This is a genomic window from Candidatus Accumulibacter vicinus (assembly GCF_000584955.1).
In the GTDB taxonomy this organism is placed as follows: Bacteria; Pseudomonadota; Gammaproteobacteria; order Burkholderiales; family Rhodocyclaceae; genus Accumulibacter; species Accumulibacter vicinus.
The window spans coordinates 149,613-160,267 of sequence record NZ_JDSS02000037.1; the positions used below are offsets into that span (position 1 = coordinate 149,613).

Consider the following 10,655-nt stretch of genomic DNA (forward strand, 5'->3'; position numbering starts at 1 on the left):
GTTTGGCAACATGAACTCAGGCGACAACTACCTTGACATTCACCGGTCGTAGGGGGCTAAACGCTTACCTTCAGCCAGTTCGGAGAAGTTCGCCCGGGCGTGCGAGAGGGGGATGAAGTCGCTTGCGGAAATACCCATGATGACCTCCGATGCAGCACTAGATGTGCAGTATTTTGTACATCAGACGCACCGGCAGTCAACGGCGAAAGTGGAAGCTGCGCAGCGCATTGGGGTGTTTGGCCGGGAAATAACGGAATGAAGACTGCTCGCGATATGGCGATCCACCGTGACGACGCTGCGCCTGTCATGAGGGAAGAGCATATAATGTCGGGTACCTGTCTTTTCTTCCGGACGCCCTGTTGTCTACTGCCCTCCGCTGGTTGATCTATCCGATGGTGGTTGTTCTCGGAATTGCGGCGATCGCCATTGCGATGGTGGTCATCATCCTCAGCCTGACCTACCCGAACCTGCCATCGCTAGAGATTCTGACCGACTATCGGCCGAAGATCCCGTTGCGGGTATACACTGCGGATGACTATCTGCTCGGCGAGTTCGGTGAGGAGCGCCGTGCTGTCGTCCGCATCCAGGACGTTCCGGCGATCATGAAACAAGCCATCCTGGCGGCAGAGGACGAGCGCTTTTATCAGCATGGCGGCGTCGATACGCTGGGCGTCCTGCGTGCGCTGCACGCCAACCTGCTGAGCGGCGGCAAGCGCCAGGGCGCCTCGACAATCACCCAGCAAGTCGCCAAGAACTTCTTCCTTTCATCGGAAAAAACCTACACCCGCAAGCTCTACGAAGCGCTGCTGGCGTTCAAGATCGAAAGCAATCTCAGCAAGGACCAGATCTTCGAACTGTACATCAACCAGATCTTTCTCGGACAGCGCGCCTACGGTTTCGCCGCTGCCGCGCAAATCTATTTTGGCAAACCGCTAGCCGACCTGACCATCGCCGAAGTCGCCATGCTTGCCGGACTACCAAAAGCGCCCTCCGCTTACAACCCGGTGGTCAATCCAAAACGTGCCCGTGTCCGCCAGGAGTATGTCCTGCACCGGATGAACGAGCTCGGCTTCATCACCGACCGGCAATACCAGGCTGCACTCAATCAGGCCCTGGTCATTCGGCGCGACGTCAGTGAAATGCCGATGCACGCCGAGTTTGTCACCGAAATGGCCCGGCAGATTGCTGCCGAGCGTTTTCCCGATGACGTCTATACGCGCGGCCTGCGTGTGTACACCACGATCCTCAAGGATGATCAGGAAGCGGCTTACCTCAGCGTTCGCCGCGGGGTGATGGACTACGACCGCAGGCATGGTTACCGCGGTGCCGAGGCCTACGTCGACATCGACGGGATCAAGTCGGAGCAGGACGAAACACTGGATGAATTGCTGCTGGATTTCCACGATCCGGACGACCTGCACCCGGCCATCGTGCTGCAGGCCGACACCCGGAAGATTCGTGCCTACCGCCGTGGCGGCGAGATCGTCACCATCAGCGGCGACGGCCTGAAGTTTGCGGCCCGGATGATTGACGAGAAAGCACCGCCCAACAAACGCTTGCGTCGTGGTGCGATCATTCGTGTTCAGACTGACGAGAAGAACAACTGGCGTATCGTCCAGATGCCGGAAGTGGAAGCCGCTTTCCTGGCCGCCGATCCTCACGATGGTGCGATCCGCGCGCTGGTTGGCGGTTTCGACTTCAACCGCAACAAGTTCAATCATGTCACGCAGGCATGGCGACAACCCGGATCGAGCTTCAAGCCCTTCATCTATTCGGCGGCACTGGAAAAGGGCTTCACCCCCGCGTCCGTGATCAATGACGAGCCCATCAGTTTCCCCTCTGCCGTGACCGGCAGCCAGGCCTGGGAGCCCAAAAACTACGACGGCAAGTACGAAGGCCCGATACGCATGCGCACCGCGCTGGCCAAGTCGAAGAACATGGTCTCGATCCGGCTTCTGCAGGCGAGCGGCGTACACTTTGTCCAGGACTACGTTACCCGATTCGGCTTTGCGGCCAGCAAACATCCGCCCTACCTGACCATGGCCCTGGGTGCAGGCTCGGTGACGCCCTGGGAAATGGTCACCGCCTACGCCGTTTTTGCCAACGGCGGCTATCGCATTCGACCCTATGTCGTGCGCGAGATCCAGGATGACAAGAAGCAGGTGCTTGCGCGCGTGGAACCGATCACCGCCGGTGAGGAAAGCCTGCGCGCGATCGACCCGCGCAACGCTTACCTGATGGACAGCATGCTGCGTGACGTCACCATTTATGGAACGGCGGCGCGTGCTTCGGCGACGCTGAAGCGTCGGGATCTCGCAGGCAAGACGGGCACCACCAATGAACACGTCGATGCCTGGTTCTGCGGCTACCAGCAAACGGTCGTCGGCTGTTCGTGGATCGGCTTCGATCAGCCACGCAACATGGGCGCGGGCGAAACCGGTGGTACGGCCGCCCTGCCGGCCTGGATCAGCTATATGGCCAGGGCGCTCAAGGATGCTCCGGAAGCTTTCCTCCCGGCTCCCGAAGGCCTCGTCTCGGTGGCTTCACCCGGAAGTGGCAAGGGTCCGGCTCAGGAACTGTTCTACCAGGAGAACGCGCCAGTCGAACTGGAACCTGAACCGCCCGTCGACCAAGGCAGCAAGCCGGAGGACTAACCGGCTCGCGTCAGCGGCCCGGGTCTTCATCATTCATGTGAAAGTCGCGTGCGCGACTCACGAATCTCCCTCCTCTCCTCTCGCAGGGGCACAACTGTGCACTACTTCCTTCCTCCCGCAGCGCCAGATCAGCGACACTTATTCAAGAGGTCAACGCCTTCATCTGCTGACCTTTCAGCCTTGGCGGGAGCAGCGGGCGCCCAGTCAACTGATCAGCCGCTGCGAATCAGGCCCGCCTGTCCGGTGCGAGAGTCGGGCGAACATGGAGGTCGCAATGAAAGTGATGATGGTTATGGAAGATGATGGTTGCGCACTGCTGATCCGGCCGGAGGATGAGGAAGGCCGAGCACTGCTGGCCGCTTTTGGCGTCGCTGGCGAGTTCAAGACCCGGCTCGGCAGTTCGGCGGAATTACCTGGCGTGTCCGCGGCACAGGTCGCCGCAATCTACGAGAGGGTGCCCGCCACTCTCGATTGAAGAGAACCCCGGAAGGCACGGCCCTTCCGGATGGGGGACGAGGACGCAGCCAGCACTGCAGTCGCCCGCCAACCCATTGCCACCAGCCTGCCAGACTGATCCGGGCAACGTGTTACACTCCGGCGTCAGAATTTCCGGCCCGGCCAAAGAATGCCATCCGCGAATACTCCGCCTGTCTCCTCATTGCGTATCTATTTCCGGCTGCTGGGCTATCTGCGCCCTTTGCTCGGCCTGTTCCTGATCAGCCTGCTGGGTTACCTGATGTTCGCATCATCGTCACCGATGATGGCTGCAATTCTGAAATATTTCGTCGATGGACTGAATGCACCCAGCGGCGCAACGCAACTGGCTGTCCCGCTGCTCGGCGAGATCGACCTGATCTACGGCATGCCCCTGCTGCTGGTGATGGTCGTCACCTGGCAAGGAATTGGCTCTTTTCTCGGCTCCTACTACCTGGCCAGGGTTTCGCTGGGACTGATCGACGATCTGCGGCGCACTCTTTTCGACAGCCTGTTGCGCCTGCCGAACACCTATTTCGACCAGCATAACTCCGGGCATCTGATCTCGCGCATTACCTATGACGTGACGATGGTCACCGGCGCGGCGACCGAAGCCATCAAGGTGGTGATACGCGAAGGAATGACCGTCATCTTCCTGTTCGGTTATCTGCTGTGGATGAACTGGAAACTGACCCTGGTACTGGTCGCCATCCTGCCGATCATTGCCCTGATGGTCAGCCGCGCCAGCCGCAAGTTTCGCAAGCAGAGCAGGAAAATACAGGTCGCCATGGGCGATCTGACGCATATTGCGTCGGAAACCATCCAGGGCTACCGGGTGGTGCGCAGTTTCGGCGGCGAGGACTATGAATCGGCACGCTTCCGGGCGGCCAGCGCAGACAACACCGCCAAGCAGTTGCGCATGGTCAAGACTGTTGCCGGCTATACGCCGGCACTGCAATTGGTCACCTTCAGCACGATGGCGGTACTGCTGATCCTGGTCCTGTTGCTGCGCGGCGATTCCTCCGCCGGAGACTTGATCGCTTACATCACCGCAGCTGGCATGTTGCCGAAACCGATTCGCCAGTTATCCGAAGTCAGTGCCACGATTCAGAAAGGTCTGGCGGGTGCCGAGAGCATCTTCGCCCAGCTCGACGAAGTCCCGGAACCGGATCATGGCCACGTCGAAAGGGATCATGTCAGCGGTCATCTGCAGATCAAGGACCTCTCTTTCGTCTATGCCGGGACTACGCAGTGCGTGCTCGACGGGGTCAACCTCTCGGTCGCGCCCGGGCAGATGGTGGCGCTGGTCGGACGCTCGGGGAGTGGCAAGTCAACCCTGGCCAACCTGATTCCCCGCTTCTATCGCCACGACTCCGGTCAAATCCTGATCGACGGCGTCGACGTCGAGGACTACACCTTGCGCAACCTGCGCCGGCACATTGCGCTGGTGACGCAGCAGGTGGTGCTGTTCAACGACACCATCGCCAACAACATCGCCTACGGCGCCCTTTCGACTGCGCCGCGAACGGCGATCGCAAAAGCTGCAGAAGCGGCCTTTGCGAGCGAGTTCATTGACCGCCTGCCAGACGGCTACGACACGCTGATCGGTGAAAACGGCGTGACGCTGTCGGGCGGGCAGCGCCAGCGCCTGGCGATTGCCCGGGCACTGCTCAAGGATGCACCGATCCTGATTCTCGACGAAGCGACTTCGGCGCTCGATACCGAATCGGAACGTCACATCCAGGACGCCCTCGATCGGGTGATGGCCGGGAGGACGACACTGGTCATCGCACACCGCCTGTCGACCGTCGAAAAGGCCGACCAGATCCTGGTCATGGAACAGGGGCGCATCGTCGAACGTGGCACCCACCCGGAGTTGCTGGCCGCCAACGGCCACTACGCACGCCTGCACGCCATGCAGTTTCAGGACGAGGCGGCATGAGCCAACGTCAAGCCGCCGGCAGGTGATCGTCAAGCCAGCGCCGGAGAATCGAAGCAGCCGGCCAGTTGCGCAGCAGGCGGGCACGATCTCGCCGCCAGGCATGCGTATGCGCCACCGGCAAGCGATGCTGAACGAGAGCATCAAGATCGATGAGCAGGATGCGCCCCGCATCCCACAGCAGATTCGTCGCCTTGAGATCACCGTGGCTGATGCGCTGCCGGTGCATCGACTCGAACAAATTCAGCATGGCCCGCGCCTCGTCCGCAGGGGGTGCCTGGTCGGGAGATAAGTGCGCCAGCAGATTCGGCCCCGGGCAATATTCGCAGACCAGCCAGGCGCGCCGGCGCAGTGGCCCGTAGCGTTCCTCGATCAGCGCCAGTGGCGCCGGCGTCGGGATCCCGAGAAACTGCAGCCGATGCCCTTCCTGCCAGGAATGCCAGGCCCGGCTCGGGCGCCACAGGCGGCCGAGCGCGTGCCTCAGCCCCTTGAGGTTGTAGCGCTTGATCAGCAGCACGCGGTCGCCGACGCGCACCCGGGCGACCGTGCAGGTGCCACCGTCCTTCAAGGTCAGGCCAGCGCTGATCGCGCAGTCCGGCGCGGCGAGCAGCGGCGCCAGCGCTTCGGCATCCTGACGCAGCACTGCGCTGAAGCGAGTGAAGCTCTGCTCGACAGCGAATAAGGTGCAATCACGAACGGTCTTGGCCAGAAAGTCACGCAAACGCCAAGCCCTGACGCGCGCGATCTGGCTGCGCAAGACCGACAGATCGGGCGATACCTCCCCCGCCCCAGCCCGATAAGCCGGCAGCAGCGCCGCCCACTGCGCTTCCCATTCGACAGGCAACTGTGCCAGCAGCACGGCCAGATTGGCACAGGCGTCCGCCATCGGCAGCGCTTGTGGCCGACTGACGACGCGCACCGCATCGCCGTCGATCACCAGCAAGCGACCGTTGTGGCGCAGAAAATTCGCCAGATGCAGGTCGTCCTGCACCAGCCCGGCGGCGTGCAGACGCCCAACCATGGTCAACGCCGGCGCCAGGACCGACAGCGTTTCGTTGTCACTGGCGGCGCGCCCGGCAACACGTGCCCAGCATTCGGCCAGGCTCTCGGCCGGATCAAGGAAGTCCGTCAACAGCGCATGGCCGCCGCCGGCCATCGGCATGGCGGCGACCAGTGCCGGCGTCGGGATGTCGGCGAGAACGAGCGCTTCGAGGCCTGCGCGTTCCTGCCGCCAGTGCTTTTCGCTGCGGCGCCCGATGAACAGCTTGGCAAGTACCCGCTGGCCGGCGAGTTCGGCCTCGCCGACCAGGCGCTTGCCAGGCAGCACGCGCAACAGGCGGCGCATGTCGAGCTGACGCCCATCGGCAAGCGCCACCCGAAAAGGCAGTGCTGGATGGCGGCCCGCTGCCTGCAGGGTGCCGGCCAGGGTCATCGTCTCGGGCGGGCGCCGCCTACTCGCGACCCGCAAAAAAACGCACGATTGGTACCGCTGTAGCGCTTGACGCAGTAACGCCGACCTCCGGCGCTGACGCGCAGCACGCGGCTCAGAGAGTCATGGGCAATCAGGTCGCCTTGAAGCGAACAAACGCGATCGATGTCACCGAAAATGGTTGCGACGACGCTGGCAGCGTACTCTGGATTCAGGGACCAGCGGATCATGTCATTTCCCCGGCGGCGGATTTGCGTGCGAAACGCGTCTGCAAACGTTGCTGTTCGCTCGCCAGCGAGGCGAGCAATGGGGCCTCCTCGCGCAGCAACAGGCGTAGCGGCCGACCAAAATACGCGACCAGAAAACGCAACAGGTCACGTTTCGTGAGGCCGATGTCGAGAACCGAAAAATAGAGCGCGGCAAGGTCCTTGTCGCGCCAGCGGCGTGGCGTTCTGGCCCGGAGCTGGGCGCGATGCAGATCGATCAGAGACAGCCTGAAGCGCTCCGGCGTCGGCTTCGGGTCGAGGTGCAACAAGAAGTGGCAGAGATAGAGGTCGCGATGGTTGACGCCACCCTGGTGCATCCGCCTCACCGAATCGGCCACACACCTGATCAGCGCGCGTTTCAGGCGAACGGCAGGGGGATTGTTCGCCCAGCCGAGACAGTAGTCCTCGAGACTGACCGTCGGCGTCAGTTCCTCGGTGACGATGAACGAGTGTTGCCGCGCCGGATTGCTGCCGCGCCGGCCGAAAGCAACGGCATGCATGCTGTCGATGCCGAGTTCCTGCAGCCGCCGGATCGCCCGCCACTCGTTCTGTGCGCCGAGAACCGGCAAACGCAGCGAAAGGAGATTCTTGAAAATTTCCCCCCAACCGATGCCATGATGAATCTTGACAAAATAGCCACGACCTGCGACCTCGCTGCGCAAGGTGCGGCGCCCCTCCAGTTCGCGAAACACCTGGCCTTCGAGCGCTTCGACAGCGACGAAAGGATCCTCGCCCGCCCACAACGAGCGAAAGGGTTCTTCGAGAAACCACTCGTCAGTGCTCATGGCCGGTTTTTCAGGATGATCTCGGCCGCCCGTTCGGCATTGCTGTAGATGTCGGCCTGCTCGGCAAAAGCCAGGCCGTTCTGCTGCCAACGCCGGCGCGCCGGCAAGTCATCGAGCATCTGCGCCAAGGACTGATCCAGGCACGCTTGCTCGAAAGGCTCGGGAACGACCAGACCCGCGTCCGCTTCGGCAATGTAATGCGCGTAACCGCAAACGGCAGTGGTCAACACCGGCAGGCCGGCCACCACCGCTTCGAGCAGCACCGTGCCGGTGTTCTCGTGGTAAGCGGGATGAATCAGCAAGTCGGCACCGAGCAGAAAACGCGGAATGTCGCTGCGCCCGCGCAGGATGCTGACACGCTCGGCCAGTCCGAGGGCACGCGCCTGACCCAGGAAGAGTCGGGCATCATCATCCCCGATGGCGATCAGCCGGCAACGACCGCGGAGCACGGGGGGCAAGGCGGCGAGTGCTTTCAGGCTGCGGTCGAGCCCCTTGGTCTTGAAGCCGGAACCGATCTGCAGCAACAACAGATCCTCCTCCTGAAGAGCGAATTCGTCGCGGAATTCGGTCCGGATTGCCGGGGCCTCGGCTGGCGCCCGCCGATCCTGGGCGATGCCTGGCGGTAGCAGATGGAAGCGCGCATCGGGAGTGCCGTAGTGTTTCTGGAAAAGCGGTTTCTGCCGCGGTGAAATCAGCAGAATCTCGGTTTGGCCAGGCGCTGCAAAAACCGCACGCTCGTAAGCCGAGAAATGGCGATAACGCGCCGTCATCCGGTAGAGTGGATTGCGCAGCATGCGCGTTCTGGCCTGGTCTTCATAACAGGGGTCGGCAGCAAAATAGACGTCGAGGCCCGGCATCTTGTTGAAGCCGACGACCCGATCGACCGGGTTTTTCGCCAGATCGATCCCGATCCAGGAACTGAACTTCGCATAGCGGCGCGGATTGGTCAACGCCCGCACCGGCACCCGCACCACTTCGAAACCGGCCGGGATATCGCCGCGCCATTCCAGCGTGTACACCCGAATGGCATTGCCGCGCGCCTGGCAGGCGAGCGCGATGCGCAAGAAATCCCGTTGCAGGCCACCATACGGAAAGTATTTATACAGGCAGAAGGCAATCTGCATCAATCCCTGCCCACACCGTTGCTGCCCGCCGCGTGCTGCGGCGCATCTTCGCCCACACCGGTCGGCGCCGCCCCCGACGGCGTGCTGCCACGACGCTGCTTGTAACGGTTGTAACCCCAGAGATACTGCCCCGGGCACTGGCGAATCAGATGTTCGATCTCGTGGTTGATCTGTTGCGCACGCTCCTCGATGGTACCGCGGATCGGCTGTGTCGGTTCCTGCAGGTGGAAATGGTAACCGGCTCCCGCAGGCAGGCGTTCAGCCCAGACCATGATCACGCTGGCACCGCTCTCGACCAGCCGTGCCGCCAGTGTCATCGTATAGGCGGGTCTGCCGAAGAAGTCGAGCCAGCGACCTTCGCCTGCTTTTGGCGCCTGGTCGGGCAGCATGCCGACCGCTTCGCCGCGTTTGAGAGCCTTGATCAGACTGCGCACCCCGGACAGGTCGGCAGCCGCCAGGTGCAACTGGGTACGCGCCCGCCCGGCTTCGATCATGGCCTGCAGCCAGGCCTGCCGGGGTGGCCGGTAAAGAACCGTGATCGGCGCATGCGTGGACAGGTATTGCGCGGTGATCTCGAAACAGCCGAGATGAGGCGTCAGGTAGAGGATCCCCTTGCCGCGTCGGGAAGCGGCTTCCACCAGTTCCCAGCCGGATATCTCGACGACACGCGCGGCTGTCTCGGCGAGCGGTCGCAGCCAGATTCGTGCCAGTTCGAGCGCGCCCTTACCGGCTTCGCCGATGGCTGTCGAGCGCATCCGTCGGGTTTCGTCTGCACCGAGTGCGAGCAGCATATTCTCGCGCATGTGCCGGCGATAAGTGGGCGACAGCAGCCAGGTCAGCCAGCCGAGGAACGTGCCGAGCACATGCAGCCACGCCAGCGGCAGGTGGCTGAGAAGACGAAACAGGGTGATCACGCGTGAGTCCGGATGTGAGAAAGTTGGCAGCAGACGGTCAGAACTTTTTGACCCGCCGAGAAAAGTAAAACTATAATTATCCATCCGCCGAGTTAATCAGGACAACTTGCAGGGCGGAGGGCCGCTGAAGTGAAGCGTCCACCAAATACTGCTAAAGCGTCGTCAGCTCGTACCCCGAAGCCGGCCACGCAGCCGTTTCGGGGTTTTTCATTTGGAGCAGACCTAGCGTGAGCAAAGAGTTGAGCAAAGAGTACCTTTTCACTTCGGAATCGGTTTCCGAAGGCCATCCGGACAAAGTTGCCGATCAGATTTCCGACGCCATCCTCGACGCCATTCTGGCCGATGATCCGCCGGCCCGGGTCGCCTGCGAAACCCTGGTGTCGACCGGTTTGGTGGTCATCTCGGGCGAAATCACCACCAAGGCCCATATCAATTATCGCGAAATCGCCCAGGAGGCGGTTCGCCGCATCGGCTACGACGACTCCGAAATCGGTTTCGACTATAAAAGCTGTGCCATTCTGACAGCAATCAACCGTCAATCGCCGGATATCGCACAAGGGGTCAACGAAGGGCAGGGAATCGACCTCGACCAGGGCGCTGGAGACCAGGGTCTGATGTTTGGCTACGCCTGCAACGAGACCGCGTCATTGATGCCGCTACCGATCCATTACGCGCACCGGATCATGCAGCGCCAGGCCGAAGTACGTCGCGACGGTCGTCTGCGGTGGCTGCGGCCGGACGCCAAGAGCCAGCTCACGGTCAGATATGTCGACGGCCGACCGGTGGCGATCGACACCATCGTCGTGTCCACGCAGCACAGTCCAGACGTATCACATGCCCAGATCTCGGAAGCCGTGATCGAGGAAGTCATCAAACCGGTGTTGCCGCCGGAACTGCTGACCGGCAAGACCCGTTATCTGGTCAACCCGACCGGCCGCTTCGTGGTCGGCGGCCCGCACGGCGACTGTGGTCTGACCGGCCGCAAGATCATCGTCGATACCTACGGCGGTGCTGCCCGGCATGGCGGCGGCGCCTTCTCGGGCAAGGACCCGTCGAAGGTCGATCGCTCG

Annotated in this window: 9 protein-coding genes; 5 read left to right on the forward strand and 4 right to left on the reverse strand. The window is 62.1% G+C overall.

The features are described 5' to 3' along the window. The first annotated feature begins 136 nt into the window (after nucleotides 1-136). From CAPSK01_RS23475 to msbA, 4 genes are all read left to right on the forward strand, one after another. On the forward strand, nucleotides 137-259 hold the full coding sequence (locus CAPSK01_RS23475; RefSeq protein WP_273703880.1) for a hypothetical protein: 123 nt from the start codon (nucleotides 137-139) through the stop codon (nucleotides 257-259). A gap of 100 nt (nucleotides 260-359) precedes the next feature. Beyond that, on the forward strand, nucleotides 360-2,654 hold the full coding sequence (locus CAPSK01_RS16515; protein ID WP_034929149.1) for a penicillin-binding protein 1A: 2,295 nt from the start codon (nucleotides 360-362) through the stop codon (nucleotides 2,652-2,654). Between the two features lie 274 nt (nucleotides 2,655-2,928). Then, nucleotides 2,929-3,129 carry a hypothetical protein gene (locus CAPSK01_RS16520; protein WP_034929153.1) on the forward strand — a complete coding sequence of 67 codons (201 nt, stop codon included), beginning with the start codon at nucleotides 2,929-2,931 and terminating at the stop codon, nucleotides 3,127-3,129. Between the two features lie 150 nt (nucleotides 3,130-3,279). Further along, on the forward strand, nucleotides 3,280-5,070 hold the full coding sequence (msbA, locus tag CAPSK01_RS16525; protein WP_034929156.1) for a lipid A export permease/ATP-binding protein MsbA: 1,791 nt from the start codon (nucleotides 3,280-3,282) through the stop codon (nucleotides 5,068-5,070). Nucleotides 5,071-5,077: 7 nt separating this feature from the next. Here the strand turns inward: msbA and CAPSK01_RS16530 are convergent, their stop codons facing one another. The 4 genes from CAPSK01_RS16530 to CAPSK01_RS16550 form a co-directional block, all read right to left on the reverse strand. Beyond that, nucleotides 5,078-6,499, reverse strand: a complete 1,422-nt coding sequence (locus CAPSK01_RS16530; RefSeq protein WP_034929159.1) for a lipopolysaccharide kinase InaA family protein — start codon at nucleotides 6,497-6,499, stop codon at nucleotides 5,078-5,080. A 223-nt stretch (nucleotides 6,500-6,722) separates the two neighbouring features. Continuing rightward, the gene (rfaP, locus tag CAPSK01_RS16540) at nucleotides 6,723-7,547 is read right to left on the reverse strand and encodes a lipopolysaccharide core heptose(I) kinase RfaP (RefSeq protein ID WP_034929165.1); all 825 of its coding nucleotides are present in this window, start codon (nucleotides 7,545-7,547) and stop codon (nucleotides 6,723-6,725) included. Further along, a complete protein-coding gene (locus tag CAPSK01_RS16545) occupies nucleotides 7,544-8,671 on the reverse strand; it encodes a glycosyltransferase family 4 protein (RefSeq protein ID WP_034929168.1) in 1,128 nt (375 codons plus the stop codon). The genes rfaP and CAPSK01_RS16545 overlap by 4 nt, the downstream gene beginning before the upstream one ends. Next, nucleotides 8,671-9,585, reverse strand: coding sequence for a lysophospholipid acyltransferase family protein (locus tag CAPSK01_RS16550; RefSeq protein WP_273703881.1), 915 nt, complete (start codon nucleotides 9,583-9,585; stop codon nucleotides 8,671-8,673). Before CAPSK01_RS16550 ends, CAPSK01_RS16545 begins: the two co-directional genes overlap by 1 nt. Nucleotides 9,586-9,824: 239 nt before the next feature. Here CAPSK01_RS16550 and metK point away from each other — a divergent pair. After that, on the forward strand, nucleotides 9,825-10,655 hold an 831-nt coding region (gene metK / locus CAPSK01_RS16555; protein WP_034929483.1), incomplete at its 3' end, for a methionine adenosyltransferase.

What these genes read in the sequence shown, in the direction of transcription:
- CAPSK01_RS23475 (WP_273703880.1), top strand. Translation starts at nt 137, where the DNA reads ATGATGACCTCCGATGCAGCACTAGATGTGCAGTATTTTGTACATCAG.
- CAPSK01_RS16520 (WP_034929153.1), top strand. Translation starts at nt 2,929, where the DNA reads ATGAAAGTGATGATGGTTATGGAAGATGATGGTTGCGCACTGCTGATC.
- msbA (WP_034929156.1), top strand. Translation starts at nt 3,280, where the DNA reads ATGCCATCCGCGAATACTCCGCCTGTCTCCTCATTGCGTATCTATTTC.
- CAPSK01_RS16530 (WP_034929159.1), bottom strand. Translation starts at nt 6,499, where the DNA reads ATGACCCTGGCCGGCACCCTGCAGGCAGCGGGCCGCCATCCAGCACTG.
- rfaP (WP_034929165.1), bottom strand. Translation starts at nt 7,547, where the DNA reads ATGAGCACTGACGAGTGGTTTCTCGAAGAACCCTTTCGCTCGTTGTGG.
- CAPSK01_RS16545 (WP_034929168.1), bottom strand. Translation starts at nt 8,671, where the DNA reads ATGCAGATTGCCTTCTGCCTGTATAAATACTTTCCGTATGGTGGCCTG.